The organism is Pseudomonas sp. RW409 (assembly GCF_003184125.1).
Lineage (GTDB): Bacteria > Pseudomonadota > Gammaproteobacteria > Pseudomonadales > Pseudomonadaceae > Aquipseudomonas > Aquipseudomonas chlororaphis_I.
Genome location: NZ_QHHP01000040.1, coordinates 106,403 through 129,585 on the forward strand (window position 1 = coordinate 106,403; position 23,183 = coordinate 129,585).

The following is a 23,183-nucleotide window of genomic DNA, read 5'->3' on the forward strand; positions in this document are numbered from 1 at the left end:
CAATCAGCCCTTGGTCGGGAGATTGCGGTTAGTCCTGCACAGGCGTCAGGGCGACACGCAGTGCATCGATCGCCGCATCGCGGGCCGCCGCGTCGGCAAAGGCCGGGCTGTCGGCCACGCACTCACCTTCCAGCCAGACGCTGAAACTCAGCGCTTCGCTGCGCAGATCCAGCGCCTGCCCGGCTTGCAGTTGCTTGGTCACGGCACCCGCAGTCTTGCCGTCGGCGAAGTTGCGCGACAGCAACAGCTGCTCGCCATCGGCGGCCAGCAGGCGGAAACGGAAGCTGCCGTCGTCTTCACGGAAGCTGACGAAGCGCGCGGCCTTGGCCGCTTTCTTCTTGGTGGTCGCCGCCACTTGCACCTGGTTGACGAACGAACGCAGGCCCACGGCCTCACGCAGTTCGTTGAGGAACGGGGTGGCCACGGCGCGGGCTTTCTTGGCGCCGGCCTGGAGGATGTCTTCCAGGTCCGAAGGGCGTTCGATCAACTGGTGATAACGCTCGCGCGCTTCGCCCAGCTGGTTGTCCAGCAGCTGGAACAGACGATTCTTCGCCTCGCCCCAACCCAGGCCCTGCAGCAGTTCGTTGCGGAATTCGTCAGCCTGGGCCTGTGTCGCAAATGCCTGGAACAGAGTGAACAGGTGTGCGTTATCCGGGTCCTTGGCTTCGCCAGGAGCGCGGGAGTCGGTGACGATGCGCGAGATCGCGTCCTTCATGTCCTTGGCGCTGCTGAACAACGGGATGGTGTTGTCGTAGCTCTTGGACATCTTGCGGCCATCGAGGCCCGGCAAGGTGGCGACGCTTTCCTCGATCAGCGCCTCGGGCATGGTGAAGAACTCCTTGCCCTGGCCGAACAGGTGGTTGAAGCGCTGGCCGATGTCACGGGCCATTTCCACGTGCTGGATCTGGTCGCGACCGACCGGCACCTTGTGCGCGTTGAACATCAGGATGTCCGCGGCCATCAGCACCGGGTAGCTGTACAGGCCCATGGTGATGCCGGCATCCGGGTCTTCACCGGTTTCGACGTTTTTATCCACCGAAGCCTTGTAGGCGTGGGCGCGGTTGAGCAGGCCCTTGGCCGCCACGCAGGTCAGCAACCAGGTCAGCTCCGGGATTTCCGGGATGTCCGACTGGCGATAGAAAGTCACGCGCTCCACATCCAGGCCACCGGCCAGCCAGGTCGCGGCGATTTCCAGGCGCGAGCGCTGGATACGCAGCGGGTCGTCGCACTTGATCAGGGCGTGATAGTCGGCCAGGAAGTAGAACGAATCGGCATTGCTGTCGCGGCTGGCGAGGATCGCCGGGCGGATGGCGCCGGCGTAGTTGCCCAGGTGCGGCGTGCCGGTGGTGGTGATGCCGGTGAGGATGCGCGTACGAGTAGTCATGGGTAATCGCTTATCAGACTGCAATCAATTCGAGAGTCGTGGCAGCACCAGATCCTTGAGATCGGTGAGCTTGCCATGAAAAAAGTGTCCGCATTCTGCCACTTTCAGCAGCTCATGGGGGCGCTCAAGCGCGTCGGACCAGTCGTAGACCAGTTGCGGGTCGACCACTTCGTCGGTTTCCGGCTGGATCAGGGTCAGCGGGCAATTCTGCGGCAGCAGGTCGCTGTCGCGCAGACGCATCACCGCAGCGGCGACCATGAACAGGTGCTTGAGCTGTTCGCCGCGGGCTTCCAGGCGCCCGCCGAGGCTGGCGGCGACAAAGCCGCCGAAGGAGAAGCCGAGCAGGGTCATCGGCAGATCCGGGTGCCTGGCCCGCAGCCATTCGGCAGCCGCCTGCGCGTCATCGACCTCACCGCTGCCCATGTCGTGGCTGCCTTCGCTGGCGCCGACGCCACGGTAGTTGAAACGCAAGGTGATCAGGCCGGCGTCGCGCGCCGTACGTTGCAGGGTCGAGACCACCTTGTTGAGCATGGTGCCGCCCTGCACCGGGTTCGGATGGCAGATCAGCGCCACGCCACGGGCGTCGGCGACATCCAGATACAGGGCTTCCAGTTGGCCGACCGGGCCGGCAATCACTACGGGGGTTTCACGCATAAGCAAGGAAGGAACTCCGTGACCTCGAATCGGGTCGACTCGTCTAGCAAATTGTCTGTGCCAATCTATTGCGAGTGAATCGCGGTATACAGCGCAGGTTCGAGCCGTTAACGTAAAGCAAAGCCGTTTATAGAGGAAGGACTCGTGGAACACTCGCTCTTAGTTTGGTTGTTGCCGACTCTTGCCCTGATCGCGGGTGTCGCCATTGGATTTCTGGTCGCTCGCCTGCTGCCGAATGCCGCGCCTAACCGCACGCAACGTCAGCTGGATGATATTCAGGAACGTTTTGACAGCTATCAGAACGAAGTGGTCACCCACTTCAACAGCACCGCCACCCTGGTGAAAAAACTCACTCAAAGCTATCAGGAAGTGCAGGACCATCTCGCCGAGGGCGCCAACCGCCTGGCCCTGGACGAGCTGACCCGCCAACGCCTGCTGGCCGCGCTGCACTCCGACTCGGTGCAGGCTCCACGGGAACGCCTGACGCCGCCGCGCGACCAGGAACCGCCACGGGACTACGCGCCAAAGACGCCTAACGCGCCTGGCATGCTCGACGAGCATTATGGTCTGAAGAAGTAATCAGGCTTCGCGTCCAATAAAAAGCCCCCGGACAATTCGGTTGTCCGGGGGCTTTTTTGTATCTGGTGACTGGATAGCGACTGATCGGACCTCTTCGCGGGCAAGCCCGCGAAGGGGCTGGCAAAGGCCACACACAAAAATACCCGATCACAGGATCGGGCATTTCTTCATTCAAGCGATCAGTTACGGATACTGCTGAACCGTACCCGGCTGTTGCTGCTGACCACCATACTGCTGGCCAGGAATCGCCTTGAGGTTCACTTCCACTCGACGGTTCTGCGCACGGCCATTGACGTCGCTGTTGCTGGCGATCGGGTTATCCGGGCCAGCGCCACGGGCCGACAGGTTGGCACCGCTGACACCTTGCGAGGTCAGGTAGGTCGCCACGCTCTGGGCGCGACGCTGGGACAGGTCCATGTTGTGCTGGCGGCTGCCGGTGCTGTCGGTGTAGCCGACGATTTCGATCTGGTTCTGATTGAACTCCTTGAGGGAGTTGGCCAGGTTGTTCAGCGGCTGATAGAAGCTTGGAGCGATGTTCGCCGAATCGGTGGCGAACGTGATGTTACCCGGCATGATCAGCTTAATCTGATCGCCCTGGCGCTGCACTTCGACCCCGGTATTGGCCATGCTGGCACGCAGTTTCTTTTCCTGCTGGTCGGCGTAGTAGCCGTAGCCGGCGGCGGAAGCACCGACTACCGCGGCGCCAATCAGCGCGCCCTTGCCACGGTTGTTGTGGTCGATGGCGGCACCGGCCAGCGCACCGGCCAAGGCACCCAAGCCACCGTATTTTGCAGTTTTGCTCATGCCCGTGGAGCCGTCGGCCTGCCCCTGATTGTCATAGGGGTTAGGCGAAGCACAGCCGGACAACAAGGCCACAGCAGTAGCAACAACGATCAAACGACGCGAGGTGAACATGGAGAAGCTCCTACTTTTTTCATTCTGTGATGCAGCGGACGTTGGCAACAGACCTTTGCAGGCGTTTGAACACGGCCAATGACAAAAATTCCGTGAAACTTTTGACAGCAAATGTCAGGCCCTGACAAAGGGATTCTCACGCATTTCATCGCCCAGGCGGGTGTCCGGACCATGCCCGGCCACCACGGTCGCGTCTTCATCGAGGGTGTATAGACGCTGCTTGATCGAACGCACGATGGTGGCCTGGTCGCCACCCCACAGGTCCGTGCGCCCTACCCCGCGCTTGAACAAGGTGTCGCCGGCAATCAGTAGCTTAGCCTCTTCGAACCAGAAGCTCATGGAACCTGGGGTATGCCCCGGCGTATGCAGGGCCACGCCGCAGCCGCAGGCCAGCTCTTCGTCGTCCGCCAGCCAGCGATCCGGCGCCGGTACCGGCGTGTAAGGCACGCCGAACATGCCGCACTGCATCTCCAGGTTGTCCCAGAGGAACTGATCCTCCTTGTGCAGGTGCAGGGTCGCGCCGGTTTTCTCCTTCATCTGCCCGGAGGCCAGGAAGTGATCCAGGTGGGCATGGGTATGAATGATGCTCACCACCTTCAGCCCCAGCGCGTCGAGCCGCGCCATGATCAGGTCGGGGTTGCCGCCCGGGTCGACGACGATAGCCTTTTTTGTAACAGGGTCGCCGATGATCGTGCAGTTGCACTGCAACGGGCCGACGGGGAAGGTTTCGCGGATAAGGGCAGGTTTTGCGATGTCCATGAGGGTCCTAAAGGGCTGAGGCCAAGCTGATGACGCCAAGGGTGACCGCAATGGGCCCTGACTTTCAACTCCGCAGCCCTCTGCAGCATCCCCTAGGCCAGGGAACCCCACACTTGCACCAGGCCGAACAGATGCACCAGGCCATAGACCAGGCAGATCGTCGAGCTGACAAAGATGAAGCGCCGGCTGCGCCCGGTGCCCGCCAGGGCGACCGGCCCCAACAGGCCACGCAACAGGTAGACCAGGGTGATCGCGATCAGCGCCGGGCGCAGCAAGGGCAAGGGCGCGATCACCCCGGCCGCGGACAGCGCATACGCCGCCCAGGCGGCAAGCACCAGGGCAATCCCGGCCGTGACCACCGCGGGAAACCAGCGCCCGGCCTGGGCTGCCCGCACAAAGCGCTCGCCTGCGCCAAACAGGCGATACCAGGAAGGCCCGACCATGATCACCCCGACGTGCATCAGCGCCGCCAACAGGCTGAGCCCGGCGCCGATCACCAGCGCCATGTTGTATCCATTCGTCATTCCATCGCTCCTTGATGCCAGTCCATTCTCGGTGAATCCAATGATTCACGCGCTGCAGCATAGACGTCATGGCGCACCGACGGGGTGCGCCATGACGTCGCCGTCAACGGACCGCCGCTTCGGCGCGGGTGCCGATGTCCATGACCTGGTAACGCACGTGACGACCACTGACCGCCGCGGCCGCTTCCACGCCACCGGTCATGGCGCCAAAGATGCCGTGCCCGGTACGGGTGGAAGCGCCGCACAGGTACAGGTTGCGGATCTCCGTCTTGGCTCCCGGCCGGTTGTGCAGGAAGTACTCCGGGGTAAAGGCCAGGCCGTAGGAGGTCCCGCCTTCGGAGCCGATAAAGCGCGTGACCGAAAAAGGCGTCGAGACTTCCTGATAGACGATGTGCTTCGACATGCCCGGAATCACCCGTTCGGCCAAGGCAATCAACTGGCGGGCGTACCACTCTTTTTTCGCCAGGTAGGCCGGGTTGGTCCGATAGCTGCCATCCGTCAGCTCGGCCTGGGTCACGCCCCAGCTTTGCGGGGAGGAAGGCACTGCCGACATCAATTGCAGGTTATAGATGCCCGGTGGCGCGATGGCCGGGTTATCCGGGTCCTTCATGGTGGCGTTACCGATAAACAGATGGGGCTCCTCGGGAAACGCCCCGGCGAACACCTCGCGGTAGGCCTTCTCGTAATCGCAGCCTGGGTAGATGCGATAGTTGGTGTTCTTCAGGCCCATGGCCTTGAGGTCCATGTCGATGCCGAGATAGACCACACCCATGGCCGGTGACATCTCGAACTGCTCGGCACGGCGCACGGTCTTGGGCTTGAGGTGTTCACGGCCGATCAGGCCGAGCAGGGCCTGCTTGATATCGGCGTTGCAGATCACCGCATCGGCCTTGACCACCCGTTTGCCCAGGTGCTTGTTGCTGAACTCGACGCCCACGGCACGCCCGTTCTCGATCAGGATACGTTCGACCTTGGAGCGCAGGAGGATCTTGCCGCCCTTGCGCTCGACCACCTCGCCCAGCTTGTCGGAGAACATCTGGCCACCGCCCGAGGGGTAGTAGGAACCCTGCAGGAAGTGATTGACCACCGCCGCATGGCCGGCCATGGTCGCGCGGCTCGGCGGCTGGTGATAGACCCCCAGCTGCCCGGTCAGGATGGCCCGCAGGCGCTGGTCCTGGGTACAGGTGTCGAGGAATTGCGCCACCGTCGATTTGGCGTGACGCATCAGCATCCACGAGCGCGGCAGTACCCACAGCGCCGTCAGCGGGCGCGAGTGGATGCCCATGAAATCCCAGACCTGCTGCAGCATCTTGAAATAGCGGTTGATCCCCGCCCGCTCCTTAGGGAACGCCTCCAGCAGCTTTTCGCGAAAGCGTTCATAACCGCGGGGAACCGCGAACTGGAAGTCGGGAAAGCACAGGGTCTCGAAACCTTCCGGGTCCTGCTCGATAAAGCGGATTTCACCGTCATCGATGCCGGCCCCGCGCAGGATCCGCGGAATCAGGCCGTCCTTGCCGCAGTCGCCGATGTAGTGCAGGCCGACATCGAACTCGTAGTCCTTGCCCTTGCGGTGGAACACCGTGGCGCAACCGCCCATTTCGTAGTGCATGTCGAGCACCAGCACCTGCTTGCCGCGGTTGGCCAGGGTTGCGGCAGCCGTCAGGCCACCGATGCCGGCGCCGACCACTATCACGTCGAAGGTGTCGCTCTCGAGGGTCTTGAATCGATCAAAGCTTTGCATGGGTTACGGTTCCAGTCGCGCATCAGGCGTGGGCTAGGTGGTGGTCGCGGGTCGGATCGACCGCCTCGGCCTCATGTATCAGGTGGGGCAGCTTGTTCGGCTTGCGGCTCCAGTGCTCATGCTCCGCCAGGGGCGGAATCCGCTGCAGGATCACCGGCCAGTGCTCGGCCAGCTCGGCGTTGAGCTTGAGGAAATGCCGGTTGCTGTCATCGAGCTGGTTCTCCGGCTGGATGGCTTCCTCCGGGCATTCGGGCAGGCACAGGCCGCAATCGACGCACTCCTGGGGATTGATGACGATGAAGTTCGGCCCCAGGTGGAAGGCATCCGCGGGGCAGATATCGACGCAGTTGGTGTGGCGGCACTGGATGCAGTTGTCGGTCACTACGTAGGTCATGGTGAGTCTCGTAAACGTCTGGTTGGACTGGGAAGTCGCCGCTCAGAAATAGCGGTCGACCAACAAGCGCGCCGACAACATCGTTCCGATGAAGCCTGCGCCCGGGAATGTCCAGGCCCCGACCTGGTACAGCCCCTTGACCGGGTATTTCTGCGGGAAACGGTTGAACAGGCCGGACTGTCGGGTGTTCTGCTCGAAGCCGTAGATCGCGCCCGCCGGGTTATGGGTGAACTTGCTCATGGTGCGCGGCGAACCTGCCTCGCAGACCTCGATGTGCCGACGCAGGCCGGGGATGACCCGTTCGGCGTTGGCGATCAGCAGCTCGGTGAGTTCGATCTTCTTGCGCCGGTAGGCGAGCTTGTCCAGGGAGTGCCATTCGCCGGCGCCCGTCAGGGTGAACAGGCCCAGGCTGGACTTTCCGACCGGGACCATCGAGGGATCGACGTTGGAGAAGTAGTTGATCGACCAACTGGTGTTGTCGCCATGCAGCTCTCCGGCCTGGATATGCTCGAACTGTTGGCGCTGGGTTTTCGGCGGGGCGAAGAAGTGGATGTACTCCTCGGCGCCCACGCCCAGCTCGCTCAGCGGGCAATCGAGCCCCAGGTAGACCTGGAACCCCGACACCGACAGCTTGAGCTGGCGCAGGCGCGAGCGGTACTTGGCACCGAAGTGCTGCTCGCCCGCCAATGCCAGCACCGCATGGGGCGAGATATTGGCCACGACGTTGCGCGCCTTGACCTTGCCCGACTTGCGCGTCACCACGCCACTGACCCGGCCGCGCTCGACCACGATCTGGTTGACCGCCGACTCCAGCTCGACCCGGCCGCCATGCTGCTCGATGACCTCGACCAAGGCGTTGGACAAGGCCTGTGAGCCGCCCTTGATCGAATAACCGCCGTTCTCCAGATAATCGATGAAGGGATAGGAAAAGTAGCCGAACGCCAGGTCCTTGGCCGGCAGGCCGTAGTAGCTCCATTGCGCCGACAGCACTTCCTTGAGGCGCTCATTGGAGGTGAAGCGCGAGAAGTAGTGATCCACCGTTTCATGCCCATACTTGAGCACCCGGGGATAGATCATCGGCGTGGCCACCAGCCTCATCCAGAACGGCTTGCGCGAATACAGGAAGCCGCACAGGTCCTTGTAGTTGCGCTGCGACTCGGCGAACAGCCGGTTGATGTTATCGACCTCCTCGGGAAAGAAGCGGAACAACTCGCGCTTGTAACCTTCCAGGTCGCGGTGCCCGACCGTGAGGTCGATGTCCTGCGAGCGATAGCGATACAAGGTCGGGTGATGGAGAAACTCGACCTTGTCCGCCACGCCACAGGCCTGGATCACATTGAACGACTCGGCGCCCCGCACCACGCCGTCGAACGAATGCAGCGAAACATCGAAGTTGAAATCCTTGCGGCGGAAATTGCTCGCGTAACCACCGGCTACGTTGTGCTTTTCCACCACCAGGACTTTCTGGCCTCGCTGCGCCATAAGGCTGGCACCCGCCAACGCGCCAAGGCCCGCGCCGACGAAAACGGTATCGTATTCTTGACTCATGATTTCTCCTGGCTCTGCGGCCAGATCAGAACTGCTAATCAGGCCGTCAGACCGCCATCGATCACGAATGTCTGGCCAGTGATGTAGTCGGCCTGGGGCGACAGCAGGAAGCTGGCCAGGGCCGCCACTTCGCGGACTTCACCGAAGCGCTTGAGGGGGATGGTGTCGGTGATCGACTTGCGTATCGGGTCGGCGATCTGCCCGACCATCTCCGTGGCAATGAAGCCTGGGGCGATGGCGTTGACGGTGATCTTGAAGCGCGCCATTTCCAGGGCCATGGTCTTGGTGATGCCGATCATCGCCGCCTTGGTCGCCGAGTACCCCATCTGCCCCTTGTTGCCCTTGAGCCCGCTGACGGAGGACATGTGCAGGATCTTGCCGCGGCGCTCGGCGGCCATCGCCGGAGCCAGGCATTTACTGAAATACACCGCCGAATCGAGGTTGGTCGCGACCACGTCGCGGTAGCGCTCGATGTCGAACTTGAACAGCAGCTGGTCGCCGGTCACGCCCATATTGTTGATCAAGCCGTAGGGCTCGCCGTGGGTTTCCACCAGCTGTGCGCACACCGCCTCGACCGAATCGTGGTTCCTGCCGTCACAGGCATGCCCGCTGGCCAGGCCGCCACTGGCGGCCACTTCCTGCTCCAGCTGCAAGGCCGCGTCAGCCGAGGACTGGTAGGTGAACGCGACCCGATACCCTTCCCGGGCCAGGGCCAGGACCAGTGCGCGGCCAATGCCGCGACTGCCGCCGCTGACCAGTACCCATTTGCCGTTTGAAGACTGCTGAACTTCCATGATCTACATCCTTTGACCTGATGATCCCTGCCGCCGTCATGCCGGCACGGCGGTTTTTCGAGCTTCCGCACGAGCGAAGAAATCGAAGATTTCCTCGAAGTAGCGGTCCCGGTGTTTCTTGTGGTTTTCCAGGTGGCGACAGCCCTCGAAACCGACCACGTGCAGCGCCTCGCACTCCTGGCTGAGCCCGGTCACGCTGGCATCCGGGATGAAGTGGTCGTTGCGCCCGTAGAAGTAGGCGATCGGCAGGTGACGCACGCCGCGCAGCGAGTGATCGATGGCACAGGTGCCCGTGGGGACCGCCAGGCGACTGCCGCTGATCCAGCGCATGGCCAGTCGCAACGGCCCGCGGGTGAAGTAGCTGCGCACCGAAATCGGCACGCTGTCCAGCACGGCCGAGGTAAAGGGCGTGGCATCCCGCGCCAGGGCATGGGACAGGTGATAACCACCGAACGAACAGCCCACCAGGTGGATCGGCAGGCCGGGGTTGTCCCGCGACACGCGCCGGGCAATCGCCAGCACATCGTCGGCGAACGCATGGCCGCCGATGGTGCTGCGGCCGAAGCCTTTGAAGTTGAAGGCGACCACGTGATAGCCCTGCTCGAGAAATGCCTGGTCCAGGTTGTTCTCGAAAAAGTAATGCATGCCGTACTTGAGGAACGGATGACACAACAGCACCACGCCCCGAGGGTGCATGGCGCTGGTGCGCAGCGACGCCCCCTCCAGTCGGCTGCCGTCGCGCGCGATCTCCACAAAGCCTGCCGCACGCTTGGGCACGTCACGCTTCCAGCCCTGTACCTGACGGAACATGACGCGGATGAACAGCTTGGAAATGGCGATCCCCAGCCAACCGGTCGATTGCTCGTTCTTGCTCATGCTCGCCTCCATTGCCTGGCCTTCATTTCGGCATAGCCGAAGGCGGCTTCGTAACTGGGACCTGCCACCCAGGCGCTGAGGAACTGCACGCCCTGCACCGGGAAGCCGTGATGGAACACATGGCCCTTGAGATCGGTGCCGACCATCGCCCCATAACCCGAACCGTCGGTGTTGTTGGTGAAACGTACATAGGTATGGGGCGTGGCGACCTCGGTATGCAGCACATGCCCGCGCAGCCCCGGCACCTGGCGCAACAGACGCTCCACCAGGATGTCGCTGGCCCGCTGCTTCTTGGCCCGGTATTGCGCGGTACGGCGCTGCGGCCAATGGGCGATCGAGTCGAGCACGTTGATGCACACCACCTGGCCCGCAGCCGGGTCCAGGGCGTGATAGTTGGTGACCTCGATCGGCGACATCTCCCAGAAGGCCCGCTCGCTGAGCTGCGCCTCATAACCGCTGAGGGCGGCCGCCATGCGCAACTCGGCGCCTGCCGCCGGATCATCGGCGAACAGCATCGATTCGCTGTGCTGCAAGCCCAGTTGCTCCGGTGGCAGGTCGGTCACCAGGTACACCGTGGTGGTCGAGCGTGCCGGCTTCAGCCCGGTGAGCTTCTCCCGGGTGGCCGCCAGCTCCACATCCGCCGCGAACAGGTGCTGCACCGCGTAATGCGGTGAAGCGTTGATGTACACCCGCGAAGAATGGAACACCCCGCGATTGGTGTTGATGCCCGTGGCGTTGCCCTGGCCGTCGGTGAGCACGCCATCGACACGGGTGCTGAGCAGGATCTGCCCACCCGCCTGTTCGATCTGCTGCGCCAGCAGGTTGGACAGGTGCTGGGAGGAGCCGGCGACATAGGCGTTGCCACGGTTGAGCGTGGCGTACACCACATGCAGGTAGTACAGATAGCCCAGGTCTTCCGAGTAGCCGCCGACGTAGATGCCCGGCGCCGCCAGGATCTCGATCAGGTACGGGTCGTCGAACAGTTCGTGCAGCGCCTGGCGCACGGTCTTGTGCTTCAGGTTGCGATGGGCGAAACGCAACTGGGCCATGTCCGGCTCGAAACTGCCGTCGAGCATCTGGAACTGGTAATAGCCGTTGCGCCCATAGGTCCGGACGTGCTCGAAGAAGGTCGCGATGGCCTCGGCCTGATGGGGAAAGCGCTCGACCAGCTGCCGCTCCGCCCCGTCCGCATCGTTGGCCAGCGGCAGCTCCGTGCCGTCCCGGTAGGCGCAGAAGTAGTCCTGGGGATAAACCAGATCCAGCGTCTCCTCCAGCCCCAGGTCACGCAGGATGCGGATGAGGTTGCCGCCCTCGGCCATGCCACTGAGCTTGTGCAGGCTGCAGTCGAACACCGCACCCTGCTTTGGCCGGCTGAAGGTGGAGGCATAGCCGCCGACGACAATATGCTTGTCGACCATCAGCAGGCGCACCCCGGGGTCACGTTTGACCAGCATCGCCGCACAGGCCAGGCTGGTGATCCCGGCACCGACGAAGATCGCGTCCCAGGACGGCTGGTTCATTGCCGCAACCCCAGCTTGTCGACCCAGGCATAGATCTCGGCAAAACGTGCGTCGTTGAGCCGGGCGTTATGGGCAGAGCGCCAGACTTCCTCGATCTTCGCCTTGTCATCCACCGCGATCGGGAACTCGAACGAGGTGTGCCGGGCGATTTCCGGGTTGTAGGTGAACATGTCGATCAGCGCCGGAATGATCCGGCGGCTCATGGCCTTCACCTGGGCGATGGACTCGGGGCTCGCCGTTTCAAAGAACGACTCGCTGATCCAGCGACCGAAGGCGATATGCCGGGCCTCGTCATGATGATGCTCACGGAACATGGTCCGGGTCATAGGCTCGACGCCTGGCCCCTGGGACGTGTGCATCGCGCCCATTTCCGCGACCCACTCGATCAGCAGCGTGAACAGCACGCCCACCGCGGGCTCCATCTTCGGCAGCGTCTCGGTGAGCAACTCATAGAGGCCCACCGGTGGGTTCCACAACTGCAGGCCGGCCTTGCCCATGAAACGCTTGAAGGTCAGGGTGTGAACGATCTCCTCCTTGGAGAAGATCATCAGGTACTCCTGCAGGTCCTGGGAGATGCGGTCGTGGAACTGAGTGACATAGCCCATGTACAACGGTGGAATGGTCTGCTCCAGCCAGATGAACATGGAGATGTCACGGCCGGTTTCCAGCCAGGCCAGTTCCAGCTTCTGCGCCTCGCTCAGGCCTTCGCAGAAACGCGTGCCATTGATCCACAGGTGATCGGGGTCCTTCGGGTACAGGCTGCGATCGACCTCCTGGTCCCAGGGCAGCACGGTCGCGTGGTCCATGGTCTTGTGGTGCGAGACTTCGCTCAGCTTGCGGACCTTGGACTCTCTTGCTTCTGAAATGGCGAGCACACTATTGGTCAGCGTGGACATTCCCTTGCTCCTATCCGTAACGGTGGACCTGCCAGTCAGGCAGGGACAGCGGCCGATTCCTTGAGCTCGACCACGAACTCGCACAGCTGGCGCAGCGTGGCGATCTTGCGGCTGACGAACGAGTCGGGATCCAGCGCCACGCCGATCTTCTTCTGCACCACGACCTGCATCTCGACGAAGTCCAGGCTGTCGAACTCCATCGCTTCGATGTGGGTATCGAGGGTCACATCGTTTTCGTCGACATCCTTGAGTTCCAGGATGAGGTCGCGAACAACGGCAAATACTTTCTCTACGGTGGTCATTGCATAGCTCCTTGGGAGGTTGGAAGGGCCTTTATCATCAGGCCGAGGGTGATGGTCATTACGTGGCGATCGCTGACATGCACCCCGAGATCGAGGGTGCCCACGGCCTTGCCGGGGCTTTCGATCAGGTGGATGTTGTCGATCTCGCAGCGGATATCGGTCTGCAACTCGCCCAGCGAGCGCAGCGATGTGCAGAAGGTGATCTGGTGGCTGGTCTGCACCACCAGGTGATCGGACAGATCCTCGAGCCGGTTCGGCCGCTGCCGCTGACGGAACTGCGGGGACAGGCAATCGAAGATCACGCCCAGATGGTTGCGGATGAAGTGGGAAAAGATCAGCGCATCGAGCGCGACCCAGTCATCGAGCTCCCGGCCCAGGTCATCACGAAAGCGCGCGAGCCAGGCCGCGACCTCCTCGTGTGCCAGCAGGAAACCCGGGGTTGTGGATGACCACTCCGGTGCCTCGACGATGCGTACATGGCCGATCACGTGTTCGCTGTTGTCAGCGCTCGAGTGCAACTTGAACCCGGTGCTGTCACTGCGTTCGCGGGTCGACAGGGCTACCGTGCTGTCGCGCAGCACCGGGGTCTTGAGCAGCGCCTTGAACTGCATCCAGTCCTGGGGCAACACCGGGCTGGCCCGCCCCATGCGGTGCTTGACCGGCAGCAGCGCGAGCATGCCATGCACCACCACATCGGCTGCGTCCATGCGGCGCGCCGCCTCGCGGTCGAAGTGGATCGGGTTGCGATCGCCGGAGAGACCGGCCCATGCCTCGATCTGCTCGGCTCCGAATTGCAGCTGCATGATCAGACCACCTTGCGCAGCATGATGCCGGCGTTGGCGCCACCGAAGCCGAAGCTCAGGTTCAGCACGTTGTTCAGGGTCTGCCCATGCAGGTGTTCGTTGGGCACGTAATTGAGGTCGCACTCAGGGTCGGCCTCATCCATATGGATGGTCGCCGGAATCGTGCCCCGGGCCATGGCCTTGAGGCAGAAGACCGCCTCCATGGAACCGGCGGCGCCGATCAAGTGCCCGGTGTAGGACTTGGTGCTGGACATCGGAATGCCGTATGCCGCATCCCCCAGGGCCAGCTTGATCGAGCGGGTTTCGTTGACATCGTTGAGCGGGGTCGAGGTGCCGTGCAGGTTGACGTAGTCGATCTGTGAGGCCTCTACGCCTGCCTGCTGGCACACGTCATTGATCACCCGTACCCGGGCCTGCATGTCTTCGGCCGGGGCCGTCATGTCGTAGGCGTCCGAATAGTTGGCGTAGCCGGTGATTTCGCCGAGGATCTTCGCGCCCCGTGCCCGGGCCAGCTCATAGTCTTCCAGGCACAACACCGCCGCGCCCTCGGAGAGCACGAAGCCGCTGCGTCCCTTGCTGAACGGGCAGCAGGCCAGGCGTGGGTTTTCCTGTTCCTTGCTCAAGGCCTGGATGACATCCACCGACCAGACGTTGAACTGTTCTTTCAGGGATTCGCTGCCACCGGCGATCATCACCTTGGCGCGGCCGCTGCGAATCGCCTCGTAGGCTTCGCCAATGGCGATGGTACCCGTGGCGCAAGCCGCCACCGGGCTGTTCTGGATACCGCGCATGTTCCAGTTCATGGTGATGCCGGCAGTCGCGGCATTGCACATCGACATGACGGTGGCGAAGGACGTGGAGATGCCCTGCTCGCGGTATTCGTTGTTGTTGCTGTTGGCAGTATCGAGCCCGCCCCAGCCGGTGCCCAGGATCACGCCGCGATCGAAGGGCGAGACGATCTCATCCAGAGGCGTGTCGCCATACGCCATGCGGATCGCCTCGTGGGTGGCCACCAGGCTGTATTTGGCGAACAGCGGCAACATCTTGGAGATTTTCTTCGAGAACGGACGCATCGCTTCACGACCGAAGTCATCGATAAAGCCAAAGTAACGCGCATGGATGCTCGGATCGTCGAAGCTGTGCTGACGGTAACCGACCTGGTAATCCATCATTGCGTCCCAGATGGCTTCGACATTCTCGCCGAGCGAGCAGATGGCGCCATAACCGGTTACAACCACCCGGCGCGGTTCTGAAGAGGCGGACTTTTCCATGATCTTCCCTGTTTCGATGTCTTGGCTGGAGATGCCACGCAGCGTGAAGAAGCCTGATCCAGACACTCAGACTGCCATTGGCATATTCGACGATTAAGGCAAGTGGAGTACTCGCAAGTACAAGCCATGTACGCACTAGTTGGAACAATCGTCCAACATTGCAAAGCTCAGCTCTACGGCGTTATTGAGGGCTTAACCACTGCCCGGCATAAGTTGTCGTAATTGCCCGGGGAGGACAACTGTATCTAGGTACAGATGGCCAAGTGCGTAATGAAAATCAAATCAGATAACCTGCAACTGCACCTAAGTACAGGTTGTCTCCGGGCAGACATTGTTAAACTAACAAGCGCCGCACAATTGATTTGCCTTAGCCGTAAGTTGACTCTCCGCGAACGGTGCGAGTCCAATCTTTAGTACTGACCATATCCCATGGAAGAACTTCAACAATATGGAATTTATCGAATTTCACGCGCTCGACTATAGTGCGACGCCCCACGCCTGGGTCGCCGATTTGTATGGCCTGCGCAAGGAAGTATTCGCCGATCGTTTGAACTGGAAGGTTAATATAAAGAATGACATCGAGTTCGATGAGTACGACAACGAGCGCACCACCTACCTGATCGGTACCTGGAAAGGCGTGCCCCTGGCCGGCCTGCGCCTGATCAACACCCTGGATCCCTACATGGTCGAAGGGCCGTTCCGCGACTTTTTCCGCTGCGCGCCGCCCAAGCAGGCGTTGATGGCTGAATCCAGCCGCTTTTTCGTCGACAAGACCCGCTCGCGCCAGCTCGGCCTGGCCCATCTGCCGCTGACCGAAATGCTCCTGTTGTGCATGCACAACCATGCCGCGCGCAGTGGCCTGGGATCGATCATCACGGTGGTCAGCAACGCCATGGGACGGATCGTCCGCAACGCCGGCTGGCACTACGAAGTAATGGACACCGGCGAGGCCGCGCCGGGAGAAAAGGTGCTGCTGCTGAACATGCCGATCAGCGACGCCAATCGTCAGCGCCTGCTGTCCAGCATCGCTCGCAAATGCCCCTTGTCATCCACGCAGCTCAGCTGCTGGCCGCAGCGCCTGAACCCGCTCCACACCGCGTTCTACGAGCCTCAGCGGATCAGCGCCTGAATCAGAGGATGCCCTGGCGCTGAGCCTCGTAGACCGCCTGCTTGGCGTTGCAGACCTGCAGCTTTCCGGAAATGTTCGACATGTGAAATTTGACCGTCCGCTCGGAAATCGCGCAGATCAGCGCGATTTCCCGGTAGGCCTTGCCCATCATCACCCACTTGAGCACCCCCAGCTCCCTGGCCGAAAGCGGCCCGGTCTGAGGCTCGGGGAACAGCTCGTCCATCGCCCGCAGGCTCAGCAGCCGGCTATGAAAGCGGATCAGCGCCATCTGCAGCTGCCCCTGCTGGTCGGCCATGCGCCGCTCAAATTCGGCTTGCGACCCGCTATTGCAAAGGCTCAGCGAACTGAACATGCCGCAGGCGTCATGCAGGGTAAACGTCGCGCCGGAGCAGATGCGGTATTGGCTGGAACGTCGAAACAACTCCTGACTCTTGTCACAGGAGGCGGCCTGGAGAGCGTCGCTCCAGGAAAACGGCGCGCAACTTTTAAGACCGTGATGAATGATCGGGTCGATCAAATGATAGTTGGCATTCTTATAGGCTTTCAGCCAGCGCGATGGGTAGTTCGAAATAATAAGAGGGGCTACTTCGCGATTTCGAGGGGCGGCAAAGTAGGCATAACTTGCCCCTTGCAGATCGCCCAACAGCTTTTCAAGCTCTAAATTTAAACAGACATTTGAATTACTTTCGTCGGCCGGAATAAAGCCAGAGTATTTGAGTCGACTATCCATGTCATGAGCTCGTCATATTTCAGGATTACTTCAGTCTCTCGGGAGAGGGTGAAGACGGTGCAAGATTTTTCTTATTATGCCTAAGCACGTGAATGCATAGCTGCTGACCTACCAAGTTGGTAAATCCCGATACGCTGGCGGGCTATATTCAGTTATGCCTTGATAGAAATCAAGCAGGCGAGCTATACGGCTTTAGTTGTATTTCGAGGAAATTATAGCGAGCGGTTTGTGATGTTTTTTTGACGACAGAATACAAAACTCTTATTACCCGTTCGGTTAATACCGAACGATATCGCGGCAACCGCTCTACAACCGCTGCTGGAGACAGGAAGTTCTTGTCGCCAGCAGCCCGACAAAGCCCTAGGCGGCAGGGCTAGAAGTCCAGCGGCAAGGTCTGCTCGCCCTCCAGCGCCAGCAGGAACTGCTTGGCCTGCAGGCCGCCGGCAAAACCGGTGAGGCTGCCCGAGGCGCCGATCACCCGGTGGCAGGGGGCGATGATCGAGATCGGGTTCCGGCCATTCGCCGCGCCGACTGCGCGCACGGCCTTGGGGCTGCCGACCTGGGCGGCAATCTGGCTGTAGCTGCGGGTTTCACCGAAGGGAATGGTCAGCAGCGCCTGCCAGACCTTGCGTTGGAACTCGGTGCCGACAAAGTCCAGCTCCAGCTCGAAGCAATCGCGGCTGCCGGCAAAGTACTCGTTGAGCTGGCGTTCGGTTTCCAGCAGGACCGGATGATCGTCGGCAGGCTGCAACGGGCCGAGACGCACGCGGTTTTCGCGCTCGCTCTCCCAAAGAATCGCGGCGAGCTTCGTGCCTCTGGCAACCAGGGTCAGTTGACCGACGGGCGAGTTCATCAATTTGAATACGCAGGACATGCTAAGCCTCCTTTATCTTCCAGGGAGATCAGGCCCGGACCTGGCCTTCATCCCGGTACGCCTGCACTGTAGATCGACATTCAAGCGCAAGAACTACGTTTCTTGTGCTTGAATTCAGGGCCGGATCTTCCTGGATGGCGCTACGCTGGCTACTCATCCTCTTCGATCAGATAACAATTGTCACTGCTGCTGCGCCGCCCATGGGGATAGACGATAAAGGCGCCGCGCCCATTGCCGCACTCGAGCAGATGCACCGGCGACAGTTCACGCTGCTGATCGATGCGCGCATTGAGCCGGACGATATAGGTGCCCAGCGCAAGCGACACGCAAAGAATCAGCAGCAAGCAAAACACCAGTTGGTCGGTGTAGCCCGCGCCGGCCTTTTCAGAATGCATGGGCAATGGCGTCCGATCCTGCTGTCAGCTCCCTGCCATGCCCGATCAAGAATCCTCCTCGCGGCCCACCCTCGCCCAGGCGCACCGCGGGCGTTCTGGACAGCGAGCCATAGGCCAGCAGGCCGATGACAATCAAGACCAGCAGAATGTCTTTGATCAAAGGAGACAGGTTCATGGTGGCGCCCTCTTGGTGTAAAAGCCGCCACCCTAGAGTCCGACAGGTTAACGCCAGGTAAACATCGCTAAAAAAACGCCCGACTCCGTTATCCTCTGGGCCACTGAGCGACAAGGGTCCAAGGGGACGTTCCCGTGCATATCCACCTGCTGCTGGTCGAGGACAACCTCGACCTGGCCAACACCGTCATCGAATACCTGGAGATCAACGGAATCGTCTGCGATCACGCCAGTAATGGCCGGACCGGCCTGAGCCTGGCGCTGGATCAGCACTATGATGTGATCCTGCTGGACATCATGCTGCCGCGCCTGGATGGCCAACAGCTGTGCAAACAGCTGCGCGAACAGGGCAAACAGACACCGATCCTGATGCTCACCTCGCTGGATGCCCTGCCGGACAAGCTCGCCAGCTTTGCCATGGGCGCCGACGATTATCTGGTCAAGCCCTTCGAGCTGGCCGAACTGGTGGCCAGGATCCGCGCCCTGAGCCTGCGGCGCAGCGGCCAGGCCAGCCGCCTGCAGGTGGCCGACCTGACCATGGACCTGTCCACCCGCAAGGTCAGCCGCGCCGGACAAGAACTGCACCTGTCGCCCATCTGCTGGACCTTGCTGGAGTGCCTGATGCGTGCCAGTCCCGAGCCGGTGGGTCGCGAACGTCTCGAGGCCACGGTCTGGGGCGACGAGCCACCGGACAGCAATACCCTCAAGGTGCATATGCACCGCTTGCGCAAGACCGTGGACAAGGATTTCAGCCAACCGCTGATCCACACTCTTTCCGGCATTGGCGTACAGCTGAGGGCTCCATGCGCAAGGGGCTGAGTCTGAAATGGGTGATCAGCGGCAGTTTCCTGCTGTTGATCGCCGTGGTGCTGCTGATCTACAGCCAACTGCTCTCGAGCTACAGCGTCCGTGGACTGCTCTATACCGCCAGCGCCATGATGGAAGAGCAAGCCCTGTACTTCGTCAGGCATTACAAGAAAGACCCAAGCCTGCCCCCGCCACAGAACTATTTCTTCAGCAGCGTTATCGGCAAGGAGGCGTTGCCGCCGAAAATTCGCCAGTTGCTGGATACGCCGCCAACCCTGTCCTTCGGCGCCGTGCAGGTGTTCGGCGAACTGGACGCCGATGGACAGGATGAAGTCAAAGCGATCCTGGCCCAGCCCCTGGGTGACGGCAAAACCCTGTACATGTTCGATGTCGACCACGACCATGAAGAAGGTGGCGAGGTCGAGACTCCGTTGTCCGATGCCTATCTCGATCACGAACTGAACAGCGTCAACTTCATCAGCCTGGGGGTCTTCGTCCCGGCACTGATCATCATCGTCCTGCTGGTCTGGTGGCTGGTACGTCCTCTCGGCCGGTTGGCCCAGTGGTCCACCACCCTGAAAGATCCTCATGCGGTGTCCAGCCAACGGCCGAATTTCCGCTTCAAGGAATTCAATGTACTGGCTGACTCCCTGGCCCAGAGCGTGCAGCAGGTGCAGGCCGCCAGCCTGCGCGAGGGACGCCTGCTGCGCTATACCAGCCATGAGTTGCGCACGCCGCTGGCGGTGCTCAAGGCCAACCTGGAACTGCTGACCCTGCAGTCCGGCGGCACCCTGCCCCCACCTCTGCAACGTATCGAACGCTCGGTGCTGAACATGCAGCGCATTGCCGAGACGCTGCTGTGGATGAGCCGCGAGCGCCTTGAACCCTTGCCGGAAGAAGCCATCGACATGGCCGAGCTGTTCAACGAACTGATCCAGGAGCATCGCTACCTGATCGGCAAGCGGGATATCGAACTGATCCTCGACATCAGCAACGAACCCTGTCGGCTGCCCCCGACCGCCTGCCGGATCGTGGTCGGCAATTTTCTACGCAATGCCCTGCAATATGCCGACGACGGCAGCATCGAAATCACCTTCGAGCAGCTGCGACTGCGCATCGTCAACCGCGTCCGTGACACCCGCGAGCCGGAAGAATCCAGCGATTTCGGCTATGGCCTGGGCCTGGAGCTGATGCGCCAGCTGTGCGCCAGGCTGGGCTGGACAATCCAGGTCGTCACCGAACAACAGCGCTTCACGGTGACCCTGGACTTCACCCCCACCGAGCCTCCAGCTGCGCCCCAAGAGCGCGCCGAAGGCAATGCCCGCGAGATCGACTGACAGCCCGATCAACCCAGCAAGCCCAGCTCCTGGGCCCGGGCCACGGCCTGGGTGCGACGCTCCACCCCCAGCTTGCTGTTGATATGGCTGGCGTGGGTCTTCACGGTGTGCAGCGAGATAAACAACTGATCGCTGATTTCCTGGTTGGAACAGCCCTGGGCGATCAGTTGCAGCACCGCCAGTTCGCGGGAGCTGAGGGCTTCGCCGTGATGCTGCTCCAGAGGCTCGCGCGCCACGGCGGCCGGCAGGCGTTCGAGCAAGGTCTGGCGCAATGGCGTCGCCGGCCCCTGCTGCAGCTGCTCGCGGACCCAGGCCGGATGCGCCCGCACCGCCCATTCGAACGGTTGCAATGCCCCGCCCACGGCCGCCTCCAGCGCCAGGGCAAAGGCCTGCCGGGCCTCGGGGTCGCGCCCCTGGGCCAGCAACAGCGCGACCTTCTGATTCAAGGCCATCACATTGAGCATCTGCCGCCCGGTCTCGCGGCCATGCTCCACCAGTTTGTCCAGGCGCTGTTCGGCCAGGGCCGGCTCGCCCTGGATGCTGTCGAGCAAGGCTTGCTGCAACTCGATATGCAGCGGCAGCTGTGGATGAAATTCCGGCGCCGCGGCGGCCTGGTCGCCGGTGTAGGTCTGCCCCAGGCGAGCCAGCCAGGCCTGCGCCAGGTCGGTGCGGCCCTGGGCCAGCCAGAGTTCGCACTTGACCAGGGTAATCATCGCCAGGTAGTAGATCGGCGGGACGTCCCAGATGTGCATCAGGCGCTCGGCCTCGGCCAGCTCGGCAAAGGCCTTGGCAAACTCACCATTGTGGCCTTCCAGGTTGGCGATCACACAATGGCCGATCAGCACGCTGATATCGCGACAGGCCCGGGCCTCGACCAGCCCCGCCCGCAAGCGCGCCAGCCCGGTCTCGGGCTGGCAGCGCAACGTCAGCAGATACCCCTCATACAGCGTCAGCCGCGCACGTACCGCGTACAGGCGTTGCGCGGACAGGCCATACAAGCGCTGCAAGCCCTGGCGCACTTCATCCAGCGCCCGCAGGATCTCGCCGCGGGCCTGCAGCACCCGGGCCCGGTCGTAATGGGCCAGGGCCTCGAACAAGGGGTTGCCGACCCGCTGCGCCAGCTCCAGGGATTCGCGGTTGAGCCCCCGGGCGCGCCACAGGTCGCCATCGGCGATCGCCAGGTTGGACAGGGTCGACAGGCATACCAGCCGCTGCCCGTAACGTTTCTGCGGCAAGGTTTCCAGGGCTTCGGTGCAATACAGCAGGGTCAGCTCGCGATTCCCCCGCCCGCGGGCGACGATCCCGCTCAAGGCCAGCCATTGCGCCAGCATGGATTTCTGCGCAGTGGCCGAAGGGGCCGGCAGGAAGCGACTCAAATGGCTGGCCAGCTCCTCGGCGGCATCCAGCTGGCACGCCAGCCCCAGCGCCCAGCTGTACAGCACGATCAGCCGCGGGGTGCTGATCAGCAGGCTGTCGGGCAAGTCCATTTTCCAGCGCAGCAACATGCCGACGTTCTGCTCGGCCAGCAGTTGTTCCTCGGACAAGTTCTGTACCAGGTTCGCCGCCACATCCAGGTGCCCGGCGCGCAACGCCTGCTCCACCGCTTCGTCCAGCAGCCCCTGGGCGTTGAACCAGCGACAGGCCCGCAGGTGCAGGCTGGCCGGCGGCAATACCGCGTTGGCGGTGGGCCGGGTGCGCAGCAGGTCGGAGAACAGGTGGTGATAACGGTACCAATGCCCCTGCTCGTCCAGCGGCACCAGGAATACCTGGTGGGCCAGCAGGTAACGCAGGATCTCGGCACTGTCGTGGGACTCGCGCAGCGCATCGCACAGTTCGCTGCAGAAGCGCTCCTGGGGCGCCGTGTCGTAGAGGAACGACTGCACTTCGGCAGGCAGGCAATCGATAACTTCTTCCAGCAGATAATCGCGAATCAGGCCTTCGCCGCCATTCAGCGACTGCGGCAAGGCTCCACCGCTGCCCGCCTCCGAGGCCGCCAGCAACCAGAAACGCAACCCCGCTACCCAGCCTTCGCTGCGCAGGATCAGGCTTTCCAGCGCCTCGCCGCGCAACGAACTGCTGTGCCGGTCGAGCAGGGTCAGGGATTCGTCGTAGGTCAGGCGCAGGTCCTGCTCGTGCAGTTCCAGCAACTGCCGCGACAGGCGCAAACGCGCCAGGTGCCAGTCCGGGCGCTGGCGGCTGGTCACCAGCACCAAGAGGCCGTCGGGTAGATGATTGAGGAAGAACTGCAGGCAACGATCGAGCACCGGCCCCTGGGCCAGGTGGTAATCGTCCAGCACCAGCAACAAGGGAGACGCACTGGAAAGATGGGCCGCCAACTCGTCGAGCAGGCCGTCCAGCCATTCTTCGAAGGCGAAGGGCTGGTGGCGCTGGCGCATCTTCAGCAGCCCGAGGGATTGGCTGCCCAGTTGGGCGAAATACTGTTGCAGCCCCTCGAGCAGGCGTTCGAGAAAACGTCCCGGATCGTTGTCCCGGCGACTGAGCCCCAGCCACAGGCTGCGCCAGTGCGGCGGCAGGCTTTGGCAGAACTCCACCGCCAGCGAACTCTTGCCAAAACCGGCCGGCGCACTGACCAACAGCAACCGGCCATTGAGGCCCGCGCTCAAGCGCTCGCACAGACGCGGCCGCAGAACGTAGCCGTCGGGCAAGGGAGGTCGGTAGAAGCGCCCTTCCGGCGCGGGGATGGCCGCACCGGCAGGCCCCTGGATACGGGACAGATCAGTCATGGCCAACTCTTATTGAAGTGCTGTTGTCGGCAA

24 protein-coding genes are annotated in these 23,183 nt (G+C 62.1%); 4 read left to right on the top strand and 20 right to left on the bottom strand.

All coding sequences use genetic code 11. The features are described from left to right. Positions 1-28: 28 nt before the first annotated feature. The gene (locus tag DK261_RS18920) at positions 29-1,384 is read right to left on the bottom strand and encodes a tryptophan--tRNA ligase (protein WP_009050731.1); all 1,356 of its coding nucleotides are present in this window, start codon (positions 1,382-1,384) and stop codon (positions 29-31) included. Positions 1,385-1,408: 24 nt separating this feature from the next. Then, the gene (locus tag DK261_RS18925; RefSeq protein ID WP_016703548.1) at positions 1,409-2,038 is read right to left on the bottom strand and encodes an alpha/beta hydrolase; all 630 of its coding nucleotides are present in this window, start codon (positions 2,036-2,038) and stop codon (positions 1,409-1,411) included. A 144-nt stretch (positions 2,039-2,182) separates the two neighbouring features. Between DK261_RS18925 and DK261_RS18930 the strand changes: the two genes are divergently transcribed. Beyond that, on the top strand, positions 2,183-2,617 hold the full coding sequence (locus tag DK261_RS18930; RefSeq protein WP_007928428.1) for a YhcB family protein: 435 nt from the start codon (positions 2,183-2,185) through the stop codon (positions 2,615-2,617). Between the two features lie 183 nt (positions 2,618-2,800). Here the strand turns inward: DK261_RS18930 and DK261_RS18935 are convergent, their stop codons facing one another. The 13 genes from DK261_RS18935 to DK261_RS18995 all read right to left on the bottom strand — a co-directional run bounded on the left by DK261_RS18935 (position 2,801) and on the right by DK261_RS18995 (position 14,960). Further along, a complete protein-coding gene (locus DK261_RS18935; protein WP_009050733.1) occupies positions 2,801-3,532 on the bottom strand; it encodes an OmpA family lipoprotein in 732 nt (243 codons plus the stop codon). Between the two features lie 114 nt (positions 3,533-3,646). Further along, positions 3,647-4,291, bottom strand: coding sequence for an MBL fold metallo-hydrolase (locus tag DK261_RS18940; protein WP_028683358.1), 645 nt, complete (start codon positions 4,289-4,291; stop codon positions 3,647-3,649). Between the two features lie 92 nt (positions 4,292-4,383). Beyond that, entirely contained in the window at positions 4,384-4,815 is a 432-nt protein-coding gene (locus tag DK261_RS18945) for a hypothetical protein (RefSeq protein ID WP_009050735.1), read from the bottom strand. A 103-nt stretch (positions 4,816-4,918) separates the two neighbouring features. Continuing rightward, the gene (locus DK261_RS18950; RefSeq protein WP_096375380.1) at positions 4,919-6,556 is read right to left on the bottom strand and encodes an NAD(P)/FAD-dependent oxidoreductase; all 1,638 of its coding nucleotides are present in this window, start codon (positions 6,554-6,556) and stop codon (positions 4,919-4,921) included. A gap of 22 nt (positions 6,557-6,578) precedes the next feature. Next, positions 6,579-6,950, bottom strand: a complete 372-nt coding sequence (fdxA, locus tag DK261_RS18955; RefSeq protein ID WP_009050737.1) for a ferredoxin FdxA — start codon at positions 6,948-6,950, stop codon at positions 6,579-6,581. 42 nt (positions 6,951-6,992) lie between these two features. Then, entirely contained in the window at positions 6,993-8,498 is a 1,506-nt protein-coding gene (locus DK261_RS18960; RefSeq protein ID WP_110176138.1) for an NAD(P)/FAD-dependent oxidoreductase, read from the bottom strand. A 38-nt stretch (positions 8,499-8,536) separates the two neighbouring features. Continuing rightward, the gene (locus tag DK261_RS18965; protein WP_009050739.1) at positions 8,537-9,292 is read right to left on the bottom strand and encodes an SDR family NAD(P)-dependent oxidoreductase; all 756 of its coding nucleotides are present in this window, start codon (positions 9,290-9,292) and stop codon (positions 8,537-8,539) included. 36 nt (positions 9,293-9,328) lie between these two features. Further along, positions 9,329-10,168 (bottom strand): alpha/beta hydrolase, encoded by an 840-nt coding sequence (locus DK261_RS18970; RefSeq protein ID WP_016703553.1) that lies wholly within the window; start codon positions 10,166-10,168, stop codon positions 9,329-9,331. Next, entirely contained in the window at positions 10,165-11,688 is a 1,524-nt protein-coding gene (locus tag DK261_RS18975) for an NAD(P)/FAD-dependent oxidoreductase (protein ID WP_053269879.1), read from the bottom strand. The genes DK261_RS18970 and DK261_RS18975 overlap by 4 nt, the downstream gene beginning before the upstream one ends. Then, positions 11,685-12,584 carry a diiron oxygenase gene (locus tag DK261_RS18980; protein WP_009050742.1) on the bottom strand — a complete coding sequence of 300 codons (900 nt, stop codon included), beginning with the start codon at positions 12,582-12,584 and terminating at the stop codon, positions 11,685-11,687. The genes DK261_RS18975 and DK261_RS18980 overlap by 4 nt, the downstream gene beginning before the upstream one ends. Before the next feature lie 35 nt (positions 12,585-12,619). After that, positions 12,620-12,886, bottom strand: a complete 267-nt coding sequence (locus DK261_RS18985) for an acyl carrier protein (RefSeq protein WP_016703554.1) — start codon at positions 12,884-12,886, stop codon at positions 12,620-12,622. Then, positions 12,883-13,689, bottom strand: coding sequence for a MaoC family dehydratase (locus DK261_RS18990; protein WP_009050744.1), 807 nt, complete (start codon positions 13,687-13,689; stop codon positions 12,883-12,885). Before DK261_RS18990 ends, DK261_RS18985 begins: the two co-directional genes overlap by 4 nt. Positions 13,690-13,691: 2 nt before the next feature. Then, the gene (locus tag DK261_RS18995; protein ID WP_053269881.1) at positions 13,692-14,960 is read right to left on the bottom strand and encodes a beta-ketoacyl-[acyl-carrier-protein] synthase family protein; all 1,269 of its coding nucleotides are present in this window, start codon (positions 14,958-14,960) and stop codon (positions 13,692-13,694) included. Between the two features lie 448 nt (positions 14,961-15,408). Between DK261_RS18995 and DK261_RS19000 the strand changes: the two genes are divergently transcribed. Continuing rightward, positions 15,409-16,089 (top strand): acyl-homoserine-lactone synthase, encoded by a 681-nt coding sequence (locus DK261_RS19000; protein ID WP_110176139.1) that lies wholly within the window; start codon positions 15,409-15,411, stop codon positions 16,087-16,089. 1 nt (position 16,090) lies between these two features. Here the strand turns inward: DK261_RS19000 and DK261_RS19005 are convergent, their stop codons facing one another. The 4 genes from DK261_RS19005 to DK261_RS19020 all read right to left on the bottom strand — a co-directional run bounded on the left by DK261_RS19005 (position 16,091) and on the right by DK261_RS19020 (position 18,263). Next, a complete protein-coding gene (locus DK261_RS19005) occupies positions 16,091-16,819 on the bottom strand; it encodes a LuxR family transcriptional regulator (protein WP_080577957.1) in 729 nt (242 codons plus the stop codon). 373 nt (positions 16,820-17,192) lie between these two features. After that, complete coding sequence (locus tag DK261_RS19010) at positions 17,193-17,693, bottom strand: methylated-DNA--[protein]-cysteine S-methyltransferase (protein WP_028683364.1); 501 nt, start codon at positions 17,691-17,693, stop codon at positions 17,193-17,195. Positions 17,694-17,842: 149 nt separating this feature from the next. Beyond that, the gene (locus tag DK261_RS19015; RefSeq protein WP_016703558.1) at positions 17,843-18,088 is read right to left on the bottom strand and encodes a hypothetical protein; all 246 of its coding nucleotides are present in this window, start codon (positions 18,086-18,088) and stop codon (positions 17,843-17,845) included. Then, positions 18,078-18,263, bottom strand: coding sequence for a hypothetical protein (locus DK261_RS19020; protein ID WP_016703559.1), 186 nt, complete (start codon positions 18,261-18,263; stop codon positions 18,078-18,080). Before DK261_RS19020 ends, DK261_RS19015 begins: the two co-directional genes overlap by 11 nt. Before the next feature lie 134 nt (positions 18,264-18,397). Between DK261_RS19020 and DK261_RS19025 the strand changes: the two genes are divergently transcribed. Next, positions 18,398-19,081 carry a response regulator transcription factor gene (locus tag DK261_RS19025; protein ID WP_009050751.1) on the top strand — a complete coding sequence of 228 codons (684 nt, stop codon included), beginning with the start codon at positions 18,398-18,400 and terminating at the stop codon, positions 19,079-19,081. Next, entirely contained in the window at positions 19,066-20,406 is a 1,341-nt protein-coding gene (locus tag DK261_RS19030; protein WP_110176140.1) for a HAMP domain-containing sensor histidine kinase, read from the top strand. The genes DK261_RS19025 and DK261_RS19030 overlap by 16 nt, the downstream gene beginning before the upstream one ends. Before the next feature lie 8 nt (positions 20,407-20,414). On the opposite strand, the gene DK261_RS19035 is transcribed toward DK261_RS19030, so the two are convergent. Beyond that, on the bottom strand, positions 20,415-23,150 hold the full coding sequence (locus DK261_RS19035; RefSeq protein WP_009050753.1) for a LuxR C-terminal-related transcriptional regulator: 2,736 nt from the start codon (positions 23,148-23,150) through the stop codon (positions 20,415-20,417). Between the last annotated feature and the right edge of the window lie 33 nt (positions 23,151-23,183).